Genomic DNA, 24,384 nt, shown 5'->3' with positions numbered 1-24,384 from the left:
GACGTGTCCCATCTCGGTAGACTCGAACCGGAGGATGCTCCGGTACTACCCATAACCGGAGATGCCTCCGCTTTGTTCCCCGGGAGGACTTGATGGCGACCGAACGCCCGCTGCGCGCCGACGCACGACGCAACCGAGACCGGCTGCTCGAGGTCGCCGTGCGCGCGTTCTCCCACGACGGACCGGACGTCACGCTGGAAGCCGTCGCCAAGGAAGCGGGCGTGGGCATCGGCACGCTCTACCGCCACTTCCCCACCCGCGAGGCACTCGTCGACGCCGCCTACCGCAACGAGCTCGCCCGGCTGTGCGACTCGGTCGCCGACCTGCTGGCAGGCCTCCCGCCGGACCGGGCGCTGCGCACCTGGATGGACCGCTTCGTCGACTACACCACCACCAAGCGCGGGATGGGCGAGGCCCTGCGCGCCGTCATCGCCTCCGGCGGCGATCCGTTCTCCGAAAGCCGCGACCGCCTGACCACCGCGGTCACCACGCTGCTGAGGGCGGGACAGGCGGCCGGAACCCTTCGAGCGGACGTCGCGGCCGAGGATCTACTCGTCGGCCTCAGCGGCATATCGCTCGCCACCGAGAGCCAGGAACGCAGGGAACAGGCCGGGCGGCTGCTCGACCTGCTCGTCGACGGCTTGCGACCGCGGATCGCGCACCCGTCGTCGTGAATGCGCACCCTGCCGTGCGGTCCCATCGACTGCGCGGTTCTCGGTCGGGAGGATCGTCGTGCACGGGGACGCGCCCGCACCAGCAAGGGCACTCAACCGGCGGTCGGGCCTGTCCAGAGCCGCGACGACGCCCGCGCGGTGCCACGGTGGCGATATCGCGTCGGCCCGGCCGGCGGAAGGTCCGGTCCGCCCATTTCGATCCGGCTGACCGTAATGCTGGCCGGACCCGAGTTGGCGTGGTTTCCTCGGACCCGGTCGTCCGATTCGAGCGAAAGGCCGTGGCATGTCCGCCGAGCACCGCGAGCTCATCCGCCGCACGCCGAGCAGAGCCATTCCCGTCGGCGGCGCGCCGAGCAGCATGAGCGTGTGCGACGCCGAGTGCTACTCGACGGCCGCACCCGTCACACGGGCCGCATAGCCCTCCTGCCGACGGGACGACTCGTGCCCGCCGAACTCCTGTGTCGCAGCGCATCGGTTACGGTCGGAAAGGAGCGCGAATTCGGCGGCGCGGCGATTCGCTTTCCGCACGCCGCCGGAAATCGATCCCGCGAAACCGACTGCTTTTCGACGGTCCGGGTGGCTGTCCGTGAACAACTCCCGACCGGTCTTCGCCTGACGATGGGAATCCCGTGAATTTATGGAGCTATATCCGGGGGCGGGGCGAAGTGCTGGCATTCCTCACCTATCAGCACGCCTCGCTCGCGTTCCAGACGGTTCTGGTCGGCACCGTCGTCGCCGTCCTCGTGGCGGTGGCGGTTTATCGGTTCCCACTGCTGTCCGCGCTTTCGCTGACCTCGAGCCGGGTCGCGCTGACCATTCCTTCGCTGGCGCTGCTGGCGATCCTGCTGGTTCCGTTCGGGCTGGGCGTGGTGCCGTCGTTCGTGATGCTGGCATTCTTCGCGGCTTTGCCGGTGGTCGGCAACGCGATCGTGGGATTGCGGTCGGTGCCCGCCTCGGTCGTCGAATCCGCCCGCGGAATCGGCCTTTCACGCCGGCGCATTCTGCTGACCGTCGAACTGCCGATCGCCTGGCCGGTGATCCTCACCGGCATCAGAGTGTCCACCCAGATGATCGTCGGCGTCGCCGCGATCGTCGCCTACGTCCTCGGGCCCGGCCTCGGATCGCTCATCTTCAACGGCCTCTCCCGTCTCGGCGGTGCGAACTCCCTGGAGATGGCGCTCACCGGAACCATCCTCATCGTCATCATCGCGCTGGTGTTCGACGCATTCCTCGTCCTGCTCGGACGCCTCACGATCGCGAAGGGACTGTCATGACCGACGTGACCGACGGGCCCGCTCCCGCGACGCCGCAACGGCCGGTGACCGGCGCCTCCATCACACTGGACTCGGTCGTCAAGCGCTACAAAGGCCAGGACGAGCCCGCGGTGCGGCGCCTCGACCTCGAGATCGATGCGGGCGACATCGTGGCGTTCGTCGGCCCGTCCGGGTGCGGCAAGACGACCACGCTGAAGATGATCAACCGCCTGATCGAGCCGACCGAGGGCCGCATCTTCATCGGCGGCCGCGACGTCACCCGAGAGGACCCCGACAAGCTCCGGCAGTCGATCGGGTACGTCATCCAGTCCGGCGGGCTGTTCCCCCACTGGACGGTCGCCAAGAACGTCGGCGCCATCCCCCGGGTGCTCGGCTGGGACAAGAAGCGGATCGCCGAGCGCACCGAGTACCTGCTGGATCTGGTCGGCCTCGACCCCGCCACCTTCGCCGGCCGGCTGCCGAAGGACATGTCCGGCGGACAGCAGCAGCGCGTCGGCGTGGCGCGCGCACTCGCCGCCGACCCGCCGGTGCTGCTCATGGACGAGCCGTTCGGCGCGGTCGATCCGATCACCCGGGTGCGCCTGCAGGACAGCCTGATCGCCATCCAGCAGGAACTCGGCAAGACCATCGTGATCGTCACCCACGATTTCGAGGAGGCCACCAAGCTCGGTGACAAGGTGCTCATCCTGTCCGAGGGAGGACACGTCGAGCAGTACGCGAGTCCGGAGGAGATCCTCACCGATCCGGCCACGCCGTTCGTGGAGGAGTTCGTCGGGTCCGGCGCGAAGCTGGCGTATCTCACCGTGTCGCGGGTGCGCGACGTCGCCTATGACGACGTCGTCACCGCACGGATCGGCGAACCCGCCCGCGGCGTCATCGAACGGGCCGAGGCCGCGGGGCAGACCTGGGTCGTCGTGGTCGACGAGGCCGGGCGGCCGCGGTCGTGGCCTTCGCTCGCGGAAGTGGCGACCAAACCGGAGGTCTCCGACTACCTCGATCGGCGTTTGCCCGTCGTGGCGCGATCCTCGACGCTCAACGACGCGCTCGACGCCATGCTCGCCACCAGCCAAGGCGCCGCGCTCGTCACCGACGGCAGGGGCGCGGTGCTCGGCTCGCTGAGCATCGACACGGTCACCGAGGTGATCCGGACCAAGCTCGCCGAGGGGCGCGCCGACGAGGCGGATCTGTCCTACACGACCTACGTCGACGGAACCGATCCGGCCCCGACGCCGGTGGTCGCCGCCGACGAGGAACTCGGATCGGACCAGCCGTCATGAGCCGCCTGCGCCGCGTGCCGATCGACGTGTGGTTCGAACCGCTGGTCATCCTCGTCATCGCCGCTGGATACATCCTGTGGTACCGGTCGACGAGCTTCACCGCGACGGAGCAGGCGTCCCTCGGCTGGGACAACCTGCAGACCACGATCGTGCAGCACATCAAGCTGACCGTGGTGGCCACGGTGATCGTGGTGGTCGTGGCGATTCCGCTCGGCGTCGCGCTGACCCGCCCGGCACTGAAGCGGCTGGAGCCCGTCGCGGTGAATATCGCCAATATCGGACAGGCCGCACCTGCGGTCGGACTGCTCGTGCTGTTCACCTTCTGGCTGGGCACGGGATTCCGCACCGCGATCGTCGGCCTCGTCGTCTACGCGGTGCTGCCCATCCTGCAGAACACGATCGTGGGACTGCGGCAGGTCGATCAGCGCACCATCGAGGCGTCGCGCGGCATCGGCTATTCGGCCGCGCGCACGCTGCTGCAGGTCGAGCTGCCGCTGGCGGTGCCGGTGATCCTCAACGGGGTGCGCACGGCGCTGGTGATCCTGGTCGGCACCGCGACACTGAGCACGTTCATCGGCGCGACCAGCCTCGGCACGCTGATCACCACCGGCGTCACCCTCTTCCTGCCCAAACTGCTCGTCTCCGGCGCGATCCTGGTCGGACTCCTGGCGCTGATCATCGACTGGCTCGGCCGCCTCGTCGAACTGGCCGCGACCCCGCGAGGGATCTCATGAGATCGCCACGAGCCCGGGTGCTCGGCCTGCTGTGCGCACTCGTCGTGTCGGCCGCGGTCGCCGGGTGCGGTCTGGTGAGTTCGTCGGGAACCTTCCACGACGCGCGCCTGCCCGGCGGTGACCGGCCGCTGGATGGCGCCGAGCTGGTCGTGACGTCGAAGAGCTTCACCGAGGGCGTCCTGCTGGGCAAGATCACCGCGACCTACCTGGCCGCGGCGGGTGCGAAGGTCACCGACCTCACCGGTGCGCCGGGGTCGGCCTCGTCCCGGCAGGCTCAGCTGAACGGCGACGCCGATGTGCTCTGGGAGTACACCGGCACCGGCTGGGTCAATTACCACAATCAGACCGAGACGATCTCCGACCCCGCCGAACTCTGGCAGCGCGTGCACGACATCGAGAAGCGCGACCACGATCTGGAGTGGCTGCCGCCGGCCAACTTCAACGACACGTACGCGTTCGGCGCGTCGACGCCGACCGCAGAACGCCTGCGCGTCGAGTCGCTGTCCGATGTGGCGGCGCTCCCTGTGCCCGAGCGCACCTTCTGTGTCGACGACGAATTCTTCAGTCGCTCCGACGGTTTCATTCCGATGCTGCAGAAATACGGGATCCCCTACAACGATCCGAACGGCGTCCCGTCCGGGAATGTCACGCGGATGGACGCCGGTGTCGTCTACACGGCCACGGCCAAGAGCGCCCCGTGCAATTTCGGCATGATCTACACCACCGACGGGCGGGTCAAGAACCTGAATCTGGCCGTGCTCGACGACGACCGGAAGTTCTTCCTGCCCTACAGCGGCACGGCGGTCGTGCGCGGCGCGGTCATCGAGCGTCACCCGCAATTGCGCGCCCTGCTCGGCACCATCTCCGAACACCTCACCGACGAACTGATGCAGGACCTCAACGGCCGCGTCGACATCGATGGCGAGGACCCCGCCGATGTCGCCTACGACTGGCTGAAGAGCGAGAAGCTGGTGGAGTGACCATGACCGAGATCGACTACGACGGACTGGCTTCCGACACCGCCGCGCTGGACGGCCTCAACCGCGGCGTGGTCGCGGAGTTCCGCGCCAACGGCGGCGAGGTCAGCGGCTTGCCGGGCGGCAGGCTTCTTTGCCGCACACCACGGGCGCCAAGTCGGGTGAGCCCCGCCTGACCCCCTCCACCTCCAACCTATAGCGCACCCGGGGGCTTGCGGCAAGACCCGGGTCGTGCCGCAGAATCGCTGGCTGCGGCGCCGCTGCTCGACTCGGGCAGGCGAGAAACGGCGTTCGCGCGGGATCGTCGAGCCAGGAAAGCGGAGGGGCCTTGTGTCAACTCAGGGGTACGAGGACGAATTGCGGTCCGAGCGCGGCTACGTGGCCGGGCTCTACGCTCGGCTCGACGCCGAGCGCGCGCGAGCCAAGAGCGGGTACACCGCCGCGTTGCGTGGCAACGGCGGAAGCCCGATGGAACGCGACGTCGAAGTGCGCACGCTGGCCAGGGAGGTGAAGCGGCTGGAGGTGGCGGACAACGGGCTGTGTTTCGGCCGGTTGGACGCGCTGTCGGGCGAACACTCCTATATCGGCCGGATCGGCCTGTTCGACGCGGAGAACGAGTTCGAACCGCTGTTGCTCGACTGGCGGGCGCCCGCGGCGCGCGCTTTCTACGTCGCCACCGCCGCCAGCCCGGAGAGCATGCGACGGCGCAGGCAGTTCCACACCAAGGGCCGCCGTGTGGTCGATTTCACCGACGAGATCCTCGGCCGCCCCGACGGTGGCGAGCGGGGCGACGCGGCGCTGCTCGCGGCGGTCGACGCGCCGCGCGGCGAGGGGATGCGCGACATCGTGGCGACCATCCAGGCCGAACAGGACGAGATCATCCGGCTCGACCACCCTGGCGTGCTGGTGATCGAAGGCGGCCCCGGCACCGGCAAGACCGTCGTGGCGCTGCACCGCGTCGCGTATCTGCTCTACACCCAGCGGGAGCGGATGGAACGCCACGGCGTGCTCGTGGTCGGCCCCAACCCGGCGTTCCTGAACCACATCGGCCGCGTGCTGCCGGCGCTGGGCGAGACGAATGTCGTGTTCACGACCACCGGCGATCTGGTGCCCGGCCTGCATGTCACCGCAGAGGACGACCCGGAGGCCGCGCGGCGCAAAGGTTCCCTGGCGATCCTGGACGTGCTCGCGGCGGCCGTGGCCGATCGGCAGCGGCTGCCGGAGCATCCGGTGCCGATCGAATTATCCGATGTCACAGTGCGCATCGACGCCGAGACCGCGCAGTGGGGCCGGGAGGAGGCGCGGGCGAGCGGGCTGCCGCACAACGAAGCCCGCGCCGTGTTCGCCGAGATCGTCACCTGGGTGCTCACCGAGCGCGCGATAGCGCGCATCGGCCGGGGCTGGTTGACCAGGCAGGACCGCGACGCATGGGAGAACCTGCGGTCGGACCTGCGCGCCGAACTCGCGGACGACGCCCGGTTCGCCGCCGCGCTCGACGACCTCTGGCCGATCCTGACGCCGCAGCGGTTGCTGGCGGAACTGTACGAGTCCCCGCAGCGGCTGGAAGCGGCGGGCGCCGACCGGGCGCTGTTGCGCCGCGACGGTTATGCCTGGACGGTGTCGGACGTGCCGCTGCTCGACGAGTTGGTCGATCTGCTCGGGCGCGAGAAACCGGACGACGACGCCGAGCGGGAACGCAAGGCCCAGGCCGAGTACGCGGCGGGCGTGCTGGACATCCTGGTCGGGCGCGAGGACATGATGGACGACGAGGACCACTTGTTCGCCCACGACCTGCTCTACGCGGAGGACCTGGCGGATCGCTTCCTCGAACGCGACACCAGGGAACTCGCCGAACGCGCCGCGGCGGACCGGGACTGGACCTACCGGCACGTCGTGGTGGACGAAGCCCAGGAACTGTCCGAGATGGATTGGCGGGTGTTGATGCGGCGCTGCCCGGGCCGCTCCTTCACGATCGTCGGCGACCTCGCCCAACGCCGGTCGGCCGCCGGAGCGATCTCGTGGGACGCGATGCTGGAGCCCTACGTGCCCGGCCGGTGGGTCTACCGATCGCTGACGGTGAACTACCGCACCCCGGCGGAGATCATGACCGTCGCCGCCGAGTTGCTCGCCGAGTTCGCACCCGGCGTCCAACCGCCGGAGTCGGTTCGCGCGTGCGGTGTGCGGCCGTGGTCCCGGCAGGTCACCACGGACGAGATGCGTACCGCCATTGACGATTTCGTGCGCGATGAAGCTGCACGGGAAGGCACCAGCGTCGTGATCGGGCCACCGGATGTGCCGGGCGCGGTGGCGGCGGCGGAGACCAAGGGACTGGAATACGACGCCGTCCTCGTCGTGGAGCCGGAACGCATCCTGGCCGACGGCCCTCGCGGCGCGGCCGAGCTCTACGTCGCCCTCACCCGCGCCACCCAACGCCTCGGCGTGCTGCACCGGGGCCCACTGCCGCGGGCGCTCACCGGCCTCGCCGAAGCCGGGGCGCCCGTCGGGGCCGGGGATCACGGGCACAGGGTGTCGAGTCGGGCCGGATCACAATGATCCGGCCCGGTCGACAGTGCGGCGCGAAGACCCATTGCGGCAGTGTTCTGCGAGGTAGATGCCTTGGTACGGGGTGCATCTCCGATCGTCAGCGGTAGGCCCGAGGACGTGGCCGGGTCGATCGCCGACGCACCGGTGAACGACGTCGGCACGAGGTTCGGGGGGCGGCCGATTCGTTGATGGGATTCGTCGGGCACCGGCCAGCGTCGCTCCCACCGCACCTTCGTTCACCCCGGTGAACGGTGGTCCACAATGACCGGCGGCGCCGCTAACCCTCCGGGTAGAAGACGAACAGCGTGCAGCCGGTGGCGGTGGCGGGCACGTGCCACGATCCGGCCGGGGCGTGCAGGAAAGTCCCGGCCGGGTAGTCGCGTGCGCCGTCGTTGAACGTGCCAGCTACCACGTAGACCTCTTCCGGGCCCGGCTCATGGATGTCGCGGCGCGGCCACGACGTACCCGGGTCCATCTCCAGCACGTTGGCGCTCGCTCCGGACGGCCCGGTCCAGAGGTGCCGTACCCGGATGCCGGGAAACAGCTCCCGGACCGGCGAGTCCGCGACGGAGACCGACGTGTAGCCCTCCTGGGCGAGGATTTCCGAATGCATGGCTCTCACGGTGCCGCGCGCGAGCGCTCCGAGAAAGTGTCCAGTTGGACACCACTGGGTACGATCTTGCCATGCATCGTGTGGTCGCCTTGGTGCGGCCGGTGCAGTCGACCTTCGAACTCGGCTGCGCCGCGGAGGTATTCGGCACCCAGCGGGCCGGAGTGCCGCACTATTACGAATTCGACGTGTGCACGGAGACGCCGGGGCCGGTGCCGACCTCGGCCGGATACACGCTGGAGGTGTCGCAGGGCCTTTCGGCGCTCGCTTCCGCCGACACCGTCCTGATCCCGGGGTGGGCGCCGGTCCAGGCGCCGCTGTCGGCCGCCGTACACCGCGCGCTGCTGCGCGCACACGCCCGTGGGGCGCGGCTCGTCACGATCTGCTCCGGAGTGTTCGCGCTGGCTCGCACGGGCCTGCTGGACGGACGTTCGGCGACGACGCACTGGGCGCGCGCCGCACAGCTGGCGCGGGAATTCCCCCGGGTGCGGGTGGAACCGGACGTACTCTATGTCGACCACGGCGATGTCGCCACGAGCGCCGGAGCGGGCGCGGGCATCGACCTGTGCCTGCACCTCGTCCGGAAGGATCACGGGGCCGCGCACGCCGCGCTCGTCGCGCGGCACATGGTGATGCCGCCGCACCGCGAGGGCGGCCAAACGCAGTACGCGCCGCCCGCCGCGCCGACGGACGCGCTGGACGGCCTGCTGGAGTGGGCCGGTGCGCGCCTCGGCACGGCGCTGTCGGTCGCGGATATGGCCGCCCACCTCAGCGTCTCGCCGCGCACGCTGGCCCGGCGCTTCGCCGATCAGCTCGGCACGAGCCCGGGGGCATGGCTGCTGTCGCGCCGGGTGGCCGAGGCGCGCACCCTGTTGGAGGAGACCGACCTGCCGGTGGAGGCGATCGCGGCACGCGTCGGCCTGGCCTCGGCGGTCAACCTGCGCCGCCGCTTCCGCGCCCAGGTCGGCACAACCCCTGGCGCCTACCGGCGAGCATTCCGGGGCTCGTGATCGATGAACCTTCCGGTAGGCGTTTGCGATCAGCCGCGCCGGGAGATCCGCTCACGCCGGGCACACCGGGGCCAGCACGCCGGCCAGTGCGGCAGCCACCGTCGAACCGGTCTCGGCGCCGGTATCGATGACCACATCGGCACCTCCGCCGCCGCGCAGAACAGCCGCTTCCTCGATGGCGCGGCGCACCGTTGCCAGCTGTTGCCCGGCCGGGGCCCCCACGAGCGAATCGCCCGCCAGGCGTGGACCGTCGCCGCGAGCGCGCCGCGCGATCCGCCGCGCCAGCTCTGCGGGCGACGCCTCGAGACATGCCGTGACGACCCGCTCACCTGCCAGCGCTTCCCGGTACCGATGGGGTGCTCCACGGACGACGACGATCAACGCTCGCGCGCCCGCGTGACGGTACCCCCGCCACACCGCGAGGAGATTGTCCGTCTTCGCCGCGAAGCCGGAAGGACCGAATCCGAGCTGGTCCACATCCACGTACGCCGCGGTGATGCCGCGGCCGCGCACTATCCGCAGAACTTCCCAGCCCACGGTCGACTTGCCCACCGCGGTCGCGCCGGTCAGCAGCAGCACGGGCGACGGCTCGACGCGTGGCCCTACCTCGGGCGCCGAGGACGACACGGGCGAGAAGCCCACGGCCGCTGGGCATATCCGGTCCGCCAACGCCTCGACGACCGTGCGTGGCGACATCGCCGTGGTGTCCAAGGGCCTGCCCACACCGTTGCGGTCGAAGGCATCCGCCACCGCCATCAGCTCGTCGAGTCTTTCGCTCGACGAGCCGCGCGCGAGATAGCGGCGTCGCAGTTCCTCGCGCGCGCATCGCAGGCGGATCAGCGTCACCTCGACATCCGCTGCCTCGCGCACAGCCGCGTCGATGCCGGCACTCGGATCCACCACACCGGACACCACGACTTGTCGCGCACCGCGACGGCGGAACGTGTCGAGAACCCGCACGAGATTGGCGGCCTTCAGCCGATGAGCTTCCGGGTCGCCGACGGGCGGGGGAACGAGCAGACCCAGTTGATCGATGTCGGCATACGCGACCGGCCGGTGCGACGCCCGCGCCCAGGAGTAGAGCGCCCAACCGGCGGTCGACTTGCCCACCCCGGGCGCACCGGTCAGCCAGAGCACAGACATCGGCAGCACCCGCGACCCCTTCCACAGCGATGATCGGAGATTCGACCATCCTGAACAAAGACCCGCTACCGCTCAACAGATTTGACGCCCACACCGACGCCCATGATCGGCCCGAGCCCACGCCGCGAACAGCTGGGCCGAGAACCGAGCGCAACGTGTGTGCGCACCGATCAGTCGGCGCCGGGGGGCACCGACGTCACCGGGTCGACCGATCTTCCTCGGGCAATCGGCAGCCCACGGTGGCGGTGATCGTCATCGAGCGGGCATCGGCGAAAACCGACAGCTCTGTGTTGCTGTTCCACTCCGCTCCGTCCGCTCCCTCGAACGTGATGTGCCGGTCCGGGGATGAGGAGCCGCCGGGCAACACGTCCGTCGCGCCCACGGACGCGGCCAGGGTGCGGGCCGTCTCCTGGAAACCGAGCCACGCTCCCGCTGGGAGCGATGCGTCCGCGTAGTAGCGCGGGAGGACGACACGCCTTCCGCCGGTGTGCTCATACGGCCCGTAGCACGGGCCGAGCGCGCGGTCCCCGGTTCGGCTCCAGCGCAATCCGGGTTCGATCGCCGAGGCGGCGGCCGCGATCCGGTCGACGACCGCTGCCATCTGCCGCTCCGCCGCCTCCGAAGACGGCAGGCCGGTCAATTCCGTTGTCGCGGCGGCGATCTCCTCGGCGGACGGCGGCGGGGCCTGCTCGCCGAGCAGGGTCGCGCATCCACCCGCCGACGCCGCGACCGCGACCGCGACGCACCAGCGCAGAGCGGCGGTCGGCCAGCGCGGTCCGGTCATCGTCGTCTCCCGAGTGCCCGCGGCCGCACGGATCGCCAGGCCGCTTCTGGCGCAATCCTATTCGCGGCCGCCGGGACGAGCGCATCGAATCATTGACTCAATGACACAATCTTTGTATGTTTGTTTCATGAGCGAGGGGTCCGACGGCGTCGACGAACGGATCTTGGACGCCGCGCTGGAACGCATCCTGCAGGTCGGCATCCGCCGGGCCAGCATGGAGGACATCGCCCGCAGGGCCGAGCTCAGCCGGATCACCGTCCATCGCCGGTTCGCGGGCAAGGACAACCTGATCGAAGCGGTGCTCGCCCGGGAGACCCGCCGCATGCTCGCGGAGGTCACCGCGATCGCCGCCACCGCCGCCGGTGTGGACGCCCAGATCGAGGACACGATGCTGTACGTCCTGTTGCAGACCCGCATCCACCGGTTGGTCACCCAGCTGCTGCGGGTGGCGCCCGACGAAGCCTTGCGTTTCTCCACCGTGCAGGGCGAACGCCTGGTCGCCATCGGCATCGAGTACATCGTCGGCATGATCACCCACGCCCAGTCCGCGGGCCTCATCGACGAGTACGACCCGCGCCCGGTCGCCGAACTCGTCGCGCGCCTCGCCCACTCGCTGCTGCTCACCCCGGGCGGCGGCAGCGTCGACTTCACCGACGACGATCGCGCCCGCGCCTTCGTCCGCACCACCATCGTGCCGTTGCTGAAACACGGCATCACCCGCCCCGATGAGGAGCCCTTCCATGACCACGTCCGCGACAATCCCGGCACGCCACCCGGACCGGCCGCGTAAGGCGCCCGGCCTCGGCCCGTTCGCCGCGCTGCTGCGCATCGGGAAGCCTTCCGCGCAGCGCTGGCAGTTGCTCGGCGAAGCACTGCTGGTCGGCGACGAGCCGATGGACCGCCTCGTCGAATGGATGTACGCCGAAGGCATGGCGGGCACACGGCCGTTGTTCGAGCAGGCACTGCGGTCGGGCATCGACAGCATCCCCGGCGCACCCGCACCGCTGCGCGAGTTCTTCACCGTCGTCGAGGCGACCCCGGCGTGGGTCGATCCGAAGCTGTTGCGCGACGGCGAGCGCGTGTTCCGTTCCGGCGGCAACGACGGGTTGTATTTCGCGCGCGACGTCTCGTTCATCGGCGGCTATCTGGCCTCGGGTTTCAACAAGACCCTGCTGCGCACCGGCGCCCTGGAGAAAGGTCCCGCCCGCCGGTTCGCCGAAACCCTGCAGTGGGCGATGGACGTATCCACCGAGAACGGCATGGACCGTTACGGTGTCGGCTACCGCTCCACCCTGCACGTGCGGCTCATCCACTCCCTGGTCCGCAGGCACGTCGTCGCCATGCCGGACTGGCGCACCGAGGAATGGGGTCTGCCGATCAACCAGACCGACATGGCCGCCACCCTCGTCGGCGCCCTGCTCGCACCCGTCGTCGGCGGCATGGCGCTCGGCGTCGTCCTGTCCCCGCGCGAACTGGCCGCCGCCGCCCACCTCACCCGCTACGTCGGCTGGCTCATCGGCGTCGAAGACCACTGGCTGCCGACCGGCTTCCGCGACGGCATCGCCATCCTCGACCACTGCCTGACCGCCATCACCAACCCCGACGAGACCAGCCGCCAGCTCGCCCTGCCCATGGCCGACGATCCACTGCGCTGGTCCTACCCCAACCTGCCCACCCTGCGCGGCCGGCTCGCCCGCGCCAAGCACCTGTCCGTGAGCAGCGCCTTCCTCGGACCCGGCGCGATGCGGATTCTCGGCCTGCCCTACGTCCCGCCCTGGTACCCCGCCCTGCGCATCCCCGTCAACCTCGTGCGCACCGCCTACACCCACCTGACGCCCGGCGGACTCGACCGTGCCGCCGTCCACGGGCGCCAGCAGCAGGAAGCCTTCCTGCGCCGCCTCATCGGCGAAACCGAGGCCACCATCGGGCATTCGGCACCACAGCTGGATCGCACCGCCTGATCGCCCGCCCGCCAGCACGCCCCGCCGGTGCTGCCGCGGCGACACATCGCCGGCGGGCCGGAGAATTTCGCGATCGGCAAGGAGACGGTTGTGTCAGGTCCTTATCGGCTCATCATCTGGGGGCCCGGCGACATGGGTGGCCGCGCCCTGCGCACGGCCCTCGAGTCGCCCGACTTCGAGGTCGTCGGAGTCAAGGTGTTCAGTCCGCACAAGCACGGCAAGGACATCGGCGAGTTGGCCGGCCTGCCGCCGGTGGGTCGCACGGCGACCACGTCGAAAGCGGAGATCCTCGCGCTCGACGCCGACTGCGTCATCCACACCCCCACCACCCCCGCGTTGGTGCGTGGCGCGGACGACGACGTCATCGACCTGCTCGAATCGGGCAAGAACGTCGTCTCCGCGGCGTCCTACCACAATCCGTCGATGCCGACCTGGTTGTCCGCGTCGCGCTCACCGCTCGACGTCCTGCGCACGGTGGCCGACATGAAGGTCACCGGCGACGCCTTCGGCCCGCAGCTGCGCAACGCGCTGGCGGCCTTGCGTTTCGGCATGAAGGCGGTCGACTCGGCAGCCGCACGACCACTGCGTCCCGGTCTGGAACGGTTGGCCGGCCTCGTCGTGGACCGGGTGATTCCCCGGCGGCAACCGGGCAGCCGACTGCAAGCGGCGTGCCTGGCCGGCGGCGTCTCCCTGCACGGCACCGGCCTGCATCCGGGGTTGATGGTGGAGCAGGTGCTGTTGCGACTGGCCGGAGTGCTCGACCGCGTACGGGAGGTGCGGTTCCTGGAAGTCGGGGATCTGTCCTCCGCGCCCGACGGGATGTGGGGCGGCCTGGAGAGCCTCGGATTCGGCATGCCGTTGGCCGCCGTCGACTCCGATCACGCGATCGGCCTGATGCAGCACTTCTATTTCGACGCCGTGCTCGGCAACGTCGCGCACGCCTTGTACGGGGCCGGTCCGGAGCAGGTACGGGTCGAACGGCACCTGTACCCGGTCCCGGCCCGCGTCCGGGTGCGCGCAGGCGGCACGGTCGTCGAGCCCGGCACCGTCGGGGCGATCCACATGACCTATCGCGGCTATCTCGGCGAGCGCCTCTTCATGACCAACGAGGAGTGCTGGCATGTCGGTGGCGGCAACGCCCATCTCGGCCAGGACCATCCGAGCAGCCTGTCCGGTGGGCATGTGATCACCCTCCTCGGCAGCCCCGGCGACATCGAGATGCGCAACGAACTCGACGACGAGGCCTACAGCGGCGACTGGTCGGCCGTCACCGACATCTCGGTCGCCGCCATGCTGAGCGTGGTCGCGCCGTTGTGCGACGCACCGCCCGGCGTGATGATGCCCGACCTGCGCCCGCACTACCTTGTGGAGTCCTGATGAGTTCACCCACGCTGCCCGTCGCGGTGCTCGGCACAGGCCCGCTCGCCCAGCGGATCGCCGAGCGAATCGAGCAACGACCGGATCTGGCGGTGACCGGGCGGGTAGGGGCCACGCAGGCGCCGCCCGAGGGCACGAAGTCGGTCGTCTTCGTCCCGGCCTTCGCGGAGATCACCACCGACATCTGGAAAGACGTTGTACCGCAGCTGCTCGGAGACGGCTACGACGTGATATCCACCGCACCGCGAGACGGGCGCGTCTCGCACGCGGACATTCTGGCAGCCTGCCGCGCCGGCCGTTCCACCTTCCACGCGACCGGAGGTTTCCAAGCCACGATCCCGGCACGGCTGGTTCGCTCCCTGGCCGAGGTGACCCGCGGCATCCGACGCTTGGAACTCGTCGAGGAACTCGACCTTCCCGAAACGGGGGTATATCCCTGGGAAACATTGCGGGACACCGGGATCGGCACCACCGCCACCGACGCCCCGGCGATCGCGGCCGCCGCCGTCGACGGGTACTACGCGGCCGGGCTCCGCGTCCTGCACGACGCGGTCTTCCCCGGCTCCGCCGAGCCCGCCACGTCCCCGAGCACATCGGTCGACGTGATCACCGACGACTCCGGAACCGTCGAGAAGGTGATCGTCGAACGTGATCTCGGCTCCCAGTTGAGCTACCGCTCCATCTGGACCGCCGCCGTCGCCGACGTGGCGCCGTTGCGCTACCGCCTCGTCACGACCACCGACACCGCCAAAGGCACGGCGGGCCTGCGGTTCCGATTCACCGACGGCCTGCATCCGGCCGACCACCTGAGCTGTGTGCAGGCGCTGGACGCGATCCGCCCGATATACGAGCACGGCCCCGGAATAGCCCGACGGGATCTCTCGATCACCCGCCTGATGCCCGACGACCGGCTTCCCGGCTGACGCCGCCGCGCGGTCGCCGTCGGTTCTCCGCTTGTCAATACGTCCTGATTTCGGCGCCGCACGGGGAGATCCGACCGCACAACCGGCCGCCGCCTGCCGTCACCTGGGCGAACAGCCCGCGGCATGCGGCGAGACGGTGAACCACGCGCGACGACGAGGGCCGGGCGACCGGACATCCGGCGGGCACGAGTATGTGCTGTTGTCGACAACGTCACCGGTCGATCTATCTACACTGACAGCGCTGACTACCACCGGGTCGATGCCTTGTCCGAAACCACACTTCGACGGAGACGCTCATGTCCGGCCGCCGGAACCACAAGCGCAACACCAGCACACGTCGTTCGGACACCGTACCGGCGATCCGGTATCCGGCCCGATCCGTCATCGACATCCTGCTGCCCGCCATGATCACGCGCCGCAGCGGTGCGCCGACCACCGACACCGGCCTCGTGCACATCTGGGGTTTCACCGGCACCGGCGGCGACGACAGCGCGAGCGCGGCGGGCTTCGCGGAATTCTCGCCCAACGACAGCCCCACCGTCGCCGGCTCGCCGATCCTGGACATCGCCGGGCGGATGATGGCAGGCATGCACGGTCGCCTCTGGGGTTTCGGGCTGGCCCACCAGGCCGCCGCGGACGCGGTGGTGCACGGGATCGACAACGAGCCGGACCCGGGCACCACCTCGCCGAACGCCACCACCGAGGAAGTCTGGGCCGCCAGCATCTTCGACGCCCGCGGAAGAGAGAGCACCCAGCTGCGCTACGTGCATCTGCCGGAACTCGAACCGATCACCTTCGACAGCGATACCCTCGATCGGCGCAGCACCATCCACGACTGGATCGACCGCGTCCAGACCGGAGTCATCTCGGCGCACGTCTGGGCCGCCGCGCTGGCCTTGGACGCGCAGCGCAACCGAGCCGTCCTCGCCCAGCTGGAACAACGGCTGCTGAGCTGAACCGTCACCCGGCGCGGTCACCCACCACATCGCCGGGTGCGCCACGCGACGACGGTCGGTGCGATGTCAGGCGCGAGCGCCGAACCACCGGGCCAGCGACTCCTCGATGCCGTCCAGGTCGCCGCCGTCGGCAGCCCAGGCGACACAACCGTCGGGACGGACCAGAAGCGCCGAAAGCTCGCGCGCCTGCGCGGCTTTCGCGGTGACGACGCGCACCCGCCCGGACCAACCCTCGGCGCGGGAGCGCAGGTCGGCGGAATCGGTGAGGTCGAGCAGGACGCCATCGGCTCCGGCGAAATGCGCGCCGAGGCGGGTACCGTCGGCCAATTCCACATCCGGCGTGACCTTTCCGGCAAGCGGGTGCGCTTCGCCGAGGTCGTAGCGATGCCGGACACCGGAGATGTGCTTGAACACGCCGGTGGCGCCGTCGCGCGTGGCGAGCAGTTCGGTGGCGACGGCGCGCAGGGCGCGGCTGCGAAGGTCGGTGCGCATCAACGCGATCTGCGCCCGTGTCCACTCCAGCACCCAGGCGCCGATGGGATGCCGTTCGGCGGTGTAGGTGTCGAGCAGGCCGTCGGGCGCCCAGCCGCGCACCGCGGCGGCCAGCTTCCAGCCGAGGTTGACCGCGTCGCCGATGCCGAGATTCAGGCCCTGGCCTCCGAACGGCGAGTGCACGTGCGCGGCGTCGCCGGCGAGCAGCACCCGGCCCTTGCGGTAGTCGGGGACCTGACGGGTGTTGTCGGTGAAGCGGGTGGCCGAATGCACCGCGGTGACGACCACCGGGACTCCGGTGACGGCGCGGATGCTGTGCTGCAGTTCGGCCGCCGTCACCGGAGCATCCCGATCGGCGGGCGGGCCGTCCAGTTCGACGGTGAGCACGCGCCCCGGCATCGGCCCGTAGGCGTAGATGCCGGTCTCGGTGGTGTTCCAGCTCATCCGCAGGTTCTCGGCTCCGGTCATCTCCACGATCGCCTGATGACCGGTGATCTCCGGGTCCAAGCCCGGGAACGCGAACCCGGCGAGCTTGCGGACAGTGCTGCGCCCGCCGTCACAGCCGACCAGCCAGCCGGTGCGCACCCCGCGGTCACCGCACTCGACGGTGACACCCGCCCCGTCGTCGGAGAGTCCGGTGACCTCGACTCCGCGCCGGACCTCCACGCCGAGTTCGGCGGCGCGGCGCCCCAGGATCGCCTCGATGGACTGCTGGGCCACCAGGAACACTTCGGCGGCCGGGCCGACCTCGGCGAATTCCGGATCGTCGAGGTCGACGGCCTCGGTGTTCAGCATGATGCCCGCGAAATGCCCCACCGCGGGCCGCCGACCGCGGTCGATCGGCGGCATACCGGCCTCGCGGCGGAACTGCGCGAACCGGGCGAACGCGGCGTCCTGCTCGGCGCGCAGCTGCGGCAGCAGCCCGCGGCGGTACATGGCCTGAGCGGTCGGCACATTGATCGCCCCGGCTTTGATGGTGCGGTCCGGCTCGGTGAGGCGCTCCACCACCAGCACGTCCACCCCGGCGAGCCGCAGTTCACAGGCCAGCATCAGGCCGACCGGCCCGGCGCCGACGACCACCACTTCACGTGTCTCGTTCATGGGAACCACTGTGCGGCGGCCGCATTGCCCGGCTCTTGCGGATTCTTGCATGCCGCTTGCGCCCAGCGGCGACGATCCCGGATCGGCGACGCGGCCGCCCCCGCGGGTGAGCGGCGCCCGGGAGCAGATCGAGAGTCTCATCGCCCCACCGCAAGCCTCCGCCACGTTGGGAGAAGTCGGCGAGTTCGCCGAGAACGCCCTCGATCTCATGGTCGACCAACTCGGCAACGGACACACCGAGGACATCCCGGACCTGATCGTCGTGCTCGATGACGCCGACCTGTACGACGTGGCGAACACCACGCAGAGGACGGACGAGCGCGGCGGGGCGCCCGGTCATCCGGCGGCGACGAGCACGGGATCGACCGCCACCGGCGCTCCGGTCGCGGCGCGAACCTCCTCGACCGTCACCCCGGGGGCCGTCTCCACCAGCCGCAGACCGTCGCCGGTCACGTCGAGGACCGCCATGTCGGTGATGATCCGTTGCACGCAGCGCAGTCCGGTGAGCGGGAGGGTGCATTCGGTGCGGATCTTGGGCTCACCGCTCTTGGTCACGTGGTCCATCATCACGATCACCCGCCGGGCGCCGTGCACGAGATCCATAGCGCCGCCCATGCCTTTGACCATGCGGCCGGGCACCATCCAATTCGCCAGGTCGCCGCGGCAACTCACCTGCATCGCGCCCAGCACCGCGACATCGACCCGTCCGCCCCGGATCATGGCGAACGAGGTCGCCGAGTCGAAGCACGACGCGCCGGGCAGCACCGTGACCGTCTCCTTGCCCGCGTTGATCACTTCGGGATCGAGCTCGTCCTCGGCGGGATACGGTCCCACACCGAGGATTCCGTTCTCCGAGTGCAGGACGACCTCGATGCCATCGGGCAGGTAGTTGGGTACCAGCGTCGGCATCCCGATGCCCAGGTTGACGTACTGGCCGTCCTCGAGTTCCCGGGCGACTCGGGCCGCCATCTGTTCCCGCGTGAGCCTCATGCTCGTACCGTCCTCTTCTCGATGCCGACCGAGACCTTGCCGACGTGCACCACCCGCTGGACATCGATGCCCGGCGTGTGGACTCGATCGGGATCGATCTCTCCCGGCTCGACCAGTTCCTCCACCTGAGCGATCGTGATGCGTCCTGCCGCGGCCGCCACGGGGTTGAAGTTGCGGGCGCTGCGCCGGTAGACGAGGTTGCCGTGCCGATCCCCCTTCCAGGCATGGACGAGGGCGTAATCGGTCGCGATACCTCTTTCCAGCACGTAGGTGACGCCGTCGAAGTCGCGGGTCTCCTTCGGAGCACTCGCCACCGCCACCCCGCCGGCACCGTCGTAACGCAGTGGCAGTCCGCCCTCGGCCACCACCGTCCCGACACCCGCGGGCGTGAAGAAGGCCGGAATCCCGGCGCCCCCTGCGCGTAGCCGCTCGGCCAGCGTGCCCTGCGGTGTCAGTTCCACTTCGAGCTCGCCGCTCAGATACTGCCGGGCGAATTCGGCGTTGTCGCCCACATAAGAGCTGATCGTGCGCCGGATCCGGTGCGCATCGAGCAGCAGGCCGAGACCGGACCCGGCGGTGCCACAGTTGTTGCTGACCGTCTCCAGCCGCGTCGCGCCCTGCTCCAGCAAGGCCACGATCAGCGCCTCAGGCACCCCGACCAGGCCGAAGCCGCCGACCGCCAGGGAAGCCCCGTCGGGAATGTCGGCCACGGCGTCGGCCGCGGTTGGCATCACTTTGTCGATCACGCCGACCAGCCTAGCCGTCGGGTTCGTTATATGCACATCCGTTCGCTATGCGAACATCGACTTGGCGCACGAGGTCGCGCCTCGGTAATATGTTCGCTATTCGTCCATGTGTTCGTTATTCGAACGAAAGGCAAACTATGAGCGCGGCAGCGTCGTCGGCAACGAAGGAGGCGCGGGCATGACCGAGCCGTCACCCGACTACGTGCAGTCCCTGGCCCGCGGCCTCGCCGTCCTCCGGACCTTCGATGCCGACCACACCCGGCTGACGCTGAGCGAGGTCGCCAGACGCACCGATCTGACCCGGGCCACCGCCCGCCGATTCCTGCTCACTCTGATCGAACTCGGCTATGTCCGCACCAATGGCACCGTTTTCTGGCTCACCCCGCGCGTATTGGAAATCGGATACAGCTATCTGTCCGGACTCGGCCTGCCCGAACTGGCACAGCCCCACCTCGAAGCGCTCACCGAATCCGTGCGCGAATCCGCCTCCGTCTCGGTCCTCGACGGGGCGGATGTCGTCTACGTCGCCCGGGTCGCGGTTCGCCGCATCATGACGGTGACCATCACCATCGGGACCCGCTTTCCCGCGTACGCCACCTCGATGGGCAGGGTGCTGCTGGCGGGTCTCCCCGAACCGGAACTCGACGGCTACCTGCGCGGCGTCGAATTGGCTCCGCTGACCGGACGGACGCTGGCGACGCCGAAGGCGCTGCGCGCGGAGATCTCCCGGGTCCGCGCCGACGGCTACTGCGTCGTCGACGAAGAACTCGAGGTCGGCCTGCGCTCGCTCGCGGCGCCGATCCGCGACCGCACCGGCGACGTCGTCGCCGCGGTCAACCTGTCCACGCAGACCGCGCGCTACTCCGCCGACGCCGTCCGCCGCGACCTGCTTCCCCACCTGCTGCGCACCGCGGCGGCGATCTCCGCCGATCTCGCCGCGACCGCGGCACCGATCCGTTCCTCGAAGGACATCTGATGCACGACGTTGTGATCTGCGAGCCCTTGCGCACACCGGTGGGGCGGTTCGGTGGAGTGCTGAAAGATGTTCCAGCGCAACGGTTGGCCGCGATCGTGATCGGCGAGCTCATCGAGCGGACCGGGATCGACCCGGCGCGGATCGACGACGTGATCCTCGGGCAGGCGACGCCGAACGGCGAGGCCCCTGCCATCGGCCGGGTCGCGGCGCTGGACGCGGGGCTCGGCATCCAGGTGCCCGGTGTGCAGGTGGACCGGCGTTGCGGGTCGGGGTTGCAGGCGGTGATCCAGGCCTGCATGCAGGTCGGCACGGGCGGCAGCGACCTCGTGGTGGCCGGCGGCGTCGAATCGATGAGTCAGGCCGAGTTCTACGCCACCGGCATCCGCTGGGGCGTGCGCGGTGACGGCGTGGCCTTGGCCGACCGCTTGGCGCGAGCGCGCGTCACCGCCGGTGGAGCGAACTTCCCGGTGCCCGGCGGCATGATCGAGACCGCCGAGAATCTCCGCGCCGAGTACTCGATCAGCCGTGCCGACCAGGACGCGTTCGCCGCCCAGTCGCATCGGCGCGCCGTCGCCGCCCAGGAATCCGGAGCGTTCGCCGCGGAGATCGTGCGTGTCCCTGTGCCGCAACGCAAGTCGCAACCTCTCCAGGTGGCCGAAGACGAGCATCCCCGAGCTGACACCACCGTGGCGTCGCTGGCGCGCCTGCGGCCGATCCGCGCCGCCATCGATGCCGACGCGACCGTGACCGCGGGCAACGCCAGCGGCCAGAACGACGGAGCCGCCGCCTGCATCGTCACCACCACCGACCACGCCCGCGCGCTGGGATTGCGGCCGATGGCGCGGATGATCTCCTGGGCGGTCGCGGGAGTGCCGCCGAGAACCATGGGAATCGGGCCGGTGCCCGCCACCGCCCAGGCACTCGGCCGGGCCGGGCTCACGCTGGCCGACATCGACGTCATCGAACTGAACGAAGCCTTCGCCGCACAGGTCCTGGCCGTGCTCCAGGAGTGGAAGGTCGAGCCCGACGACCCCCGCTTGAACCCGAACGGATCGGGCATCTCCCTCGGCCATCCGGTCGGCGCCACCGGTGCCCGCATCCTCGCGACACTGCTGCGTGAAATGGACCGCAGCGCAGCGCGCTACGGCCTGGAGACGATGTGCATCGGCGGCGGCCAAGGGCTCGCCGCCGTCTTCGAACGCTTCTGACGCCCGTGATCGCCACGCGTCCGGCGGCTCCGGCCGCCGGACGCTGGTATCGGCCGGCCCCGCCGGACCGCTATCGAGTGCTGTCCAGCAACGCGGCGGCACGGGCCAGCACGTCGTCGATCACCGTCTGCGTGCTGCCCAGATAGTCGTCTTGCGGCGCATCGGCGCCGGTGAACGCGGCGATGGACCTTTGTTCTGCGGTCAGTGTGCTCCAGGAGCCCGCGGCCGTGGCGGACATCCGATCGGTGTCCACTCGAAGGCCGGTCAAAAGTTCGGTGGTCTGCGCGGCCGCGACCACGGTTCGGCGGCCGAGGGTGCGCAGCGACGCCCACTCGGTGTGCCACGCGCCGTCCGAACGTTCGTCACCCGCCAGGCTCGCCGCGAGATGGAGCGTCGAGGCGAGCGGAGGCGCGGCGATGGCGGCGCGCCGGATGAGCACGGAGAGCACGGGATTCCGCTTGCCCGGCATCGTGGACGAGCCGCCGCGGCCGGGCGCGTCCGGTTCGGCGAGTTCGGCGATCTCCGGCCGCGACAGCGTGAGGACATCGGTCGCGATATGGCCCCAAGCGTCGGTGCAGCGCACCATCGCGTCACCGAGGGCGGTCACCGCGGCGCGGGCGGTGTGCCACGGCAGCGCCTGCTCCAAGCCGAGGAGTCTCGTCGCGGCGATGATCAAATCGGCGGCTTCGGCGGCGCCTCCCGCGAGATCCGCGATCGCGGAACGGGTTCCGGCCGCGCCGCCGACCTGCGCGGGCAGCCGCACCCGGTCCACGGCGTCGGCGGCGTCGAGCACTCCGGTCAGCCAGCCGGAAACCTTGAGCCCGAACGTGATCGGCACCGCGTACTGGGTGAGGGTCCGGCCCGCCATCACGGTGTGCCGGTGCAGGGCGATCAGGCCGGTCATGGCCTCGATCTGCGCGCGCAACTCGGCACGAAGCCGCTCGACCACCGCGCGCAGGCACAGCATCAGACCGGTGTCCACCACGTCCTGGCTGGTGAGACCGCGATGGATCCACCGCGCCGCCGCGGCGTCGGCGCGTTCGCGCAGCAGGGTCACCAGCGGTAGGACGGGCGTGCCGGTGGACTCGGCGCCGCGGGCGATGCCGTCGATGTCGGCGGGGCCGACCAGACCGGTCAGCGCGACGGACCCGGGTGCGATGCGGCGGGCGGCGATGGCGTCCAGCCACGCCTGCTCGACCCGCACCATCGCCGCAAGCCACGCCTGCTCGGTGAGCAGTTCCCCGGCGCGCTCGTCACCCGCCCAGAACAGGTCGCTCACCGGGCCGGGAAGCGAAGGAACACGGTCTCGTCCTCGCCCTGCAAGCGGATGTCGAAGACGAAACCGTGCTCGTCGCGATCGGCGATGAGGGTGCGGCGGCGTTGCGGCGGAAGCGAAGCGAGAAGCGGGTCCCGTTCGAGGGCGGCCGGATCGTCGGGCAGGTAGGCGCGGGTGAAAAGCCGGTCCAGCAGGCCGCGCGCGAAGACGGTCACCGCGAAGAACGCGGGCTTGCCCGGCTCCGTGGGACCGGGGGGCAGTGTGCTGAAGGCGTAGCGGCCGTCACGTCCCGTGGAGGCGCGCCCGAATCCGGTGAAGGTCCAGCCGTCGCGCCGGATGGAACCCGGTTCCCGCGACACGACGCCGTCGGGACGGGCCTGCCAGATCTCCACCAGCGCGTCGGGGAGTCCGGCGCCCGCGCCGTCGAGCACCCGTCCGCCCAGGCGCACCGAGCCGGCGCTGCCGGGCGGCACCAGATCGCGATCACCGGGATGGAGCAGGCCGTAGTGGAAGAACGGGCCGACGGTCTGGCCCGGAGTCGAAGGAAGTGTCACAGGTCATCGCCTTCCTGTTCGATGTAGGTGCGCCGAGAACCGGACAGCACGATGTCCCAGCGGTAGCCGGTGGCCCATTCGTGCGTGGTCAGGTCGTGATCGTAGGTGGCGACCAGCCGTTGCCTGGCCTTGCTGTCGGTGATCGCCTGGTAGATCGGGTCGAAGGGGAACAGCGGGTCGCCGGGGAAGTACATCTGGGTGACCAGTCGCTGGGTGAACTCGGTGCCGAACAGTGAGAAGTGGATGTGCGCCGGGCGCCACGCGTTGTGGTGATTGCGCCAAGGGTAGGGACCCGGCTTGATGGTCTGGAACCGGTAGCGCCCGTCGTCGTCGGTCAGGCACCGGCCCGCGCCGGTGAAGTTCGGGTCGAGCGGAGCCGGATGCTGGTCGCGCTGGTGCACGTATCGGCCGCTGGCGTTGGCCTGCCAGATCTCGACCAGTTGCCGCCGGACGGGTCGTCCGTCGCCGTCGGTGATGCGGCCGGTGACCACGATCCGCTGTCCGAGCGGTTCACCGGCATGGCCGATGGTGAGGTCGGCTTCGAGCGGATCCACATCCCAATGGCCGAAGCACGGCGCCGCCAGCTCGATCGTCTCCGGGTCGACCGGCTGCGGGTCTTTCGTCGGATATCGCAACGCGCTGGAGCGGTAGGGCGGGTAGTTCAGTCGCGGCTGGGTCTGCTCGACTCCCTGTTGCTGGTAGTCGGTTTCGATGGCGGCGATCTGCGCATCGATGACCGACTGCGGCGACAACCGGGCTACTGCCGGGGGAAATTCGTTGCCCATGGCTCGCAGCGT

Annotated in this window: 24 protein-coding genes; 15 read left to right on the top strand and 9 right to left on the bottom strand. The window is 70.0% G+C overall.

The features are described from left to right. The first annotated feature begins 92 nt into the window (after positions 1-92). The 7 genes from ACWDMM_RS24340 (at position 93) to helR (ending at position 7,489) form a co-directional block, all read left to right on the top strand. The gene (locus tag ACWDMM_RS24340; RefSeq protein WP_357208677.1) at positions 93-674 is read left to right on the top strand and encodes a TetR/AcrR family transcriptional regulator; all 582 of its coding nucleotides are present in this window, start codon (positions 93-95) and stop codon (positions 672-674) included. A gap of 629 nt (positions 675-1,303) precedes the next feature. Then, entirely contained in the window at positions 1,304-1,948 is a 645-nt protein-coding gene (locus ACWDMM_RS24335) for an ABC transporter permease (protein WP_449939716.1), read from the top strand. Continuing rightward, positions 1,945-3,225, top strand: a complete 1,281-nt coding sequence (locus tag ACWDMM_RS24330) for an ATP-binding cassette domain-containing protein (protein WP_449939713.1) — start codon at positions 1,945-1,947, stop codon at positions 3,223-3,225. Before ACWDMM_RS24335 ends, ACWDMM_RS24330 begins: the two co-directional genes overlap by 4 nt. After that, the gene (locus ACWDMM_RS24325) at positions 3,222-3,959 is read left to right on the top strand and encodes an ABC transporter permease (RefSeq protein WP_357109876.1); all 738 of its coding nucleotides are present in this window, start codon (positions 3,222-3,224) and stop codon (positions 3,957-3,959) included. Before ACWDMM_RS24330 ends, ACWDMM_RS24325 begins: the two co-directional genes overlap by 4 nt. Continuing rightward, positions 3,956-4,939, top strand: a complete 984-nt coding sequence (locus ACWDMM_RS24320; RefSeq protein WP_357208680.1) for a glycine betaine ABC transporter substrate-binding protein — start codon at positions 3,956-3,958, stop codon at positions 4,937-4,939. The genes ACWDMM_RS24325 and ACWDMM_RS24320 overlap by 4 nt, the downstream gene beginning before the upstream one ends. 2 nt (positions 4,940-4,941) lie before the next feature. After that, positions 4,942-5,112 (top strand): hypothetical protein, encoded by a 171-nt coding sequence (locus tag ACWDMM_RS24315; RefSeq protein ID WP_357109873.1) that lies wholly within the window; start codon positions 4,942-4,944, stop codon positions 5,110-5,112. Positions 5,113-5,266: 154 nt separating this feature from the next. Then, a complete protein-coding gene (gene helR / locus ACWDMM_RS24310) occupies positions 5,267-7,489 on the top strand; it encodes an RNA polymerase recycling motor ATPase HelR (RefSeq protein ID WP_357109871.1) in 2,223 nt (740 codons plus the stop codon). A 268-nt stretch (positions 7,490-7,757) separates the two neighbouring features. Here the strand turns inward: helR and ACWDMM_RS24305 are convergent, their stop codons facing one another. Then, entirely contained in the window at positions 7,758-8,093 is a 336-nt protein-coding gene (locus ACWDMM_RS24305; protein ID WP_357109868.1) for a cupin domain-containing protein, read from the bottom strand. Positions 8,094-8,164: 71 nt separating this feature from the next. On the opposite strand from ACWDMM_RS24305, the gene ACWDMM_RS24300 reads away from it, so the two are divergent. Then, a complete protein-coding gene (locus tag ACWDMM_RS24300) occupies positions 8,165-9,100 on the top strand; it encodes a GlxA family transcriptional regulator (protein ID WP_357109865.1) in 936 nt (311 codons plus the stop codon). Positions 9,101-9,151: 51 nt separating this feature from the next. Here ACWDMM_RS24300 and ACWDMM_RS24295 read toward each other — a convergent pair whose 3' ends face one another. Both ACWDMM_RS24295 and ACWDMM_RS24290 read right to left on the bottom strand, forming a co-directional pair. Further along, on the bottom strand, positions 9,152-10,243 hold the full coding sequence (locus ACWDMM_RS24295) for an AAA family ATPase (protein ID WP_449939708.1): 1,092 nt from the start codon (positions 10,241-10,243) through the stop codon (positions 9,152-9,154). Positions 10,244-10,439: 196 nt separating this feature from the next. Continuing rightward, entirely contained in the window at positions 10,440-11,027 is a 588-nt protein-coding gene (locus ACWDMM_RS24290; protein ID WP_449939706.1) for an LppA family lipoprotein, read from the bottom strand. Between the two features lie 127 nt (positions 11,028-11,154). Between ACWDMM_RS24290 and ACWDMM_RS24285 the strand changes: the two genes are divergently transcribed. The 5 genes from ACWDMM_RS24285 (at position 11,155) to ACWDMM_RS24265 (ending at position 16,244) form a co-directional block, all read left to right on the top strand. Further along, a complete protein-coding gene (locus tag ACWDMM_RS24285; RefSeq protein WP_195083021.1) occupies positions 11,155-11,817 on the top strand; it encodes a TetR/AcrR family transcriptional regulator in 663 nt (220 codons plus the stop codon). After that, positions 11,768-12,988 carry an oxygenase MpaB family protein gene (locus ACWDMM_RS24280; protein WP_195083020.1) on the top strand — a complete coding sequence of 407 codons (1,221 nt, stop codon included), beginning with the start codon at positions 11,768-11,770 and terminating at the stop codon, positions 12,986-12,988. Before ACWDMM_RS24285 ends, ACWDMM_RS24280 begins: the two co-directional genes overlap by 50 nt. Positions 12,989-13,078: 90 nt before the next feature. Next, on the top strand, positions 13,079-14,365 hold the full coding sequence (locus ACWDMM_RS24275) for a hypothetical protein (protein ID WP_195083019.1): 1,287 nt from the start codon (positions 13,079-13,081) through the stop codon (positions 14,363-14,365). Further along, on the top strand, positions 14,365-15,288 hold the full coding sequence (locus ACWDMM_RS24270; protein WP_357109852.1) for a hypothetical protein: 924 nt from the start codon (positions 14,365-14,367) through the stop codon (positions 15,286-15,288). The genes ACWDMM_RS24275 and ACWDMM_RS24270 overlap by 1 nt, the downstream gene beginning before the upstream one ends. A gap of 296 nt (positions 15,289-15,584) precedes the next feature. Further along, positions 15,585-16,244 (top strand): hypothetical protein, encoded by a 660-nt coding sequence (locus ACWDMM_RS24265; protein WP_357109849.1) that lies wholly within the window; start codon positions 15,585-15,587, stop codon positions 16,242-16,244. A 66-nt stretch (positions 16,245-16,310) separates the two neighbouring features. Here ACWDMM_RS24265 and ACWDMM_RS24260 read toward each other — a convergent pair whose 3' ends face one another. From ACWDMM_RS24260 to ACWDMM_RS24250, 3 genes are all read right to left on the bottom strand, one after another. After that, positions 16,311-17,837, bottom strand: coding sequence for an FAD-dependent monooxygenase (locus ACWDMM_RS24260; RefSeq protein WP_357109847.1), 1,527 nt, complete (start codon positions 17,835-17,837; stop codon positions 16,311-16,313). 336 nt (positions 17,838-18,173) lie between these two features. Beyond that, on the bottom strand, positions 18,174-18,827 hold the full coding sequence (locus ACWDMM_RS24255; protein WP_195083015.1) for a CoA transferase subunit B: 654 nt from the start codon (positions 18,825-18,827) through the stop codon (positions 18,174-18,176). Further along, positions 18,824-19,570, bottom strand: a complete 747-nt coding sequence (locus ACWDMM_RS24250) for a CoA transferase subunit A (RefSeq protein ID WP_357109968.1) — start codon at positions 19,568-19,570, stop codon at positions 18,824-18,826. Before ACWDMM_RS24250 ends, ACWDMM_RS24255 begins: the two co-directional genes overlap by 4 nt. A 181-nt stretch (positions 19,571-19,751) precedes the next feature. Here ACWDMM_RS24250 and ACWDMM_RS24245 point away from each other — a divergent pair, with 181 nt between their 5' ends. Together ACWDMM_RS24245 and ACWDMM_RS24240 are read left to right on the top strand one after the other, a co-directional pair. Continuing rightward, entirely contained in the window at positions 19,752-20,549 is a 798-nt protein-coding gene (locus tag ACWDMM_RS24245) for an IclR family transcriptional regulator domain-containing protein (RefSeq protein WP_195083014.1), read from the top strand. Further along, entirely contained in the window at positions 20,549-21,757 is a 1,209-nt protein-coding gene (locus ACWDMM_RS24240) for an acetyl-CoA C-acetyltransferase (RefSeq protein WP_195083013.1), read from the top strand. The genes ACWDMM_RS24245 and ACWDMM_RS24240 overlap by 1 nt, the downstream gene beginning before the upstream one ends. A 70-nt stretch (positions 21,758-21,827) precedes the next feature. Here the strand turns inward: ACWDMM_RS24240 and ACWDMM_RS24235 are convergent, their stop codons facing one another. The 3 genes from ACWDMM_RS24235 to pcaH are packed head-to-tail and all read right to left on the bottom strand — an operon-like array spanning position 21,828 to position 24,372. Continuing rightward, positions 21,828-23,036, bottom strand: coding sequence for a lyase family protein (locus tag ACWDMM_RS24235; protein ID WP_357208692.1), 1,209 nt, complete (start codon positions 23,034-23,036; stop codon positions 21,828-21,830). After that, complete coding sequence (gene pcaG / locus ACWDMM_RS24230) at positions 23,033-23,587, bottom strand: protocatechuate 3,4-dioxygenase subunit alpha (RefSeq protein ID WP_195083011.1); 555 nt, start codon at positions 23,585-23,587, stop codon at positions 23,033-23,035. Before pcaG ends, ACWDMM_RS24235 begins: the two co-directional genes overlap by 4 nt. Further along, positions 23,584-24,372, bottom strand: a complete 789-nt coding sequence (gene pcaH, locus ACWDMM_RS24225; RefSeq protein WP_449939697.1) for a protocatechuate 3,4-dioxygenase subunit beta — start codon at positions 24,370-24,372, stop codon at positions 23,584-23,586. Before pcaH ends, pcaG begins: the two co-directional genes overlap by 4 nt. Positions 24,373-24,384: the final 12 nt, after the last annotated feature.

This window comes from Nocardia sp. NPDC003726, assembly GCF_053586955.1.
This window is presented reverse-complemented; position numbering and strand designations above follow the sequence as displayed.

Bases quoted from the DNA above. Each gene is read 5' to 3' on its own strand.
- ACWDMM_RS24290 (WP_449939706.1), bottom strand. From the start codon at position 11,027: ATGACCGGACCGCGCTGGCCGACCGCCGCTCTGCGCTGGTGCGTCGCG.
- ACWDMM_RS24295 (WP_449939708.1), bottom strand. From the start codon at position 10,243: ATGTCTGTGCTCTGGCTGACCGGTGCGCCCGGGGTGGGCAAGTCGACC.
- ACWDMM_RS24320 (WP_357208680.1), top strand. From the start codon at position 3,956: ATGAGATCGCCACGAGCCCGGGTGCTCGGCCTGCTGTGCGCACTCGTC.
- ACWDMM_RS24270 (WP_357109852.1), top strand. From the start codon at position 14,365: ATGAGTTCACCCACGCTGCCCGTCGCGGTGCTCGGCACAGGCCCGCTC.
- ACWDMM_RS24265 (WP_357109849.1), top strand. From the start codon at position 15,585: ATGTCCGGCCGCCGGAACCACAAGCGCAACACCAGCACACGTCGTTCG.
- ACWDMM_RS24285 (WP_195083021.1), top strand. From the start codon at position 11,155: ATGAGCGAGGGGTCCGACGGCGTCGACGAACGGATCTTGGACGCCGCG.
- ACWDMM_RS24300 (WP_357109865.1), top strand. From the start codon at position 8,165: ATGCATCGTGTGGTCGCCTTGGTGCGGCCGGTGCAGTCGACCTTCGAA.
- ACWDMM_RS24315 (WP_357109873.1), top strand. From the start codon at position 4,942: ATGACCGAGATCGACTACGACGGACTGGCTTCCGACACCGCCGCGCTG.
- ACWDMM_RS24305 (WP_357109868.1), bottom strand. From the start codon at position 8,093: ATGCATTCGGAAATCCTCGCCCAGGAGGGCTACACGTCGGTCTCCGTC.
- ACWDMM_RS24330 (WP_449939713.1), top strand. From the start codon at position 1,945: ATGACCGACGTGACCGACGGGCCCGCTCCCGCGACGCCGCAACGGCCG.
- ACWDMM_RS24245 (WP_195083014.1), top strand. From the start codon at position 19,752: ATGACCGAGCCGTCACCCGACTACGTGCAGTCCCTGGCCCGCGGCCTC.
- ACWDMM_RS24280 (WP_195083020.1), top strand. From the start codon at position 11,768: ATGACCACGTCCGCGACAATCCCGGCACGCCACCCGGACCGGCCGCGT.
- ACWDMM_RS24260 (WP_357109847.1), bottom strand. From the start codon at position 17,837: ATGAACGAGACACGTGAAGTGGTGGTCGTCGGCGCCGGGCCGGTCGGC.
- ACWDMM_RS24240 (WP_195083013.1), top strand. From the start codon at position 20,549: ATGCACGACGTTGTGATCTGCGAGCCCTTGCGCACACCGGTGGGGCGG.
- ACWDMM_RS24325 (WP_357109876.1), top strand. From the start codon at position 3,222: ATGAGCCGCCTGCGCCGCGTGCCGATCGACGTGTGGTTCGAACCGCTG.
- pcaH (WP_449939697.1), bottom strand. From the start codon at position 24,372: ATGGGCAACGAATTTCCCCCGGCAGTAGCCCGGTTGTCGCCGCAGTCG.
- ACWDMM_RS24340 (WP_357208677.1), top strand. From the start codon at position 93: ATGGCGACCGAACGCCCGCTGCGCGCCGACGCACGACGCAACCGAGAC.
- ACWDMM_RS24255 (WP_195083015.1), bottom strand. From the start codon at position 18,827: ATGAGGCTCACGCGGGAACAGATGGCGGCCCGAGTCGCCCGGGAACTC.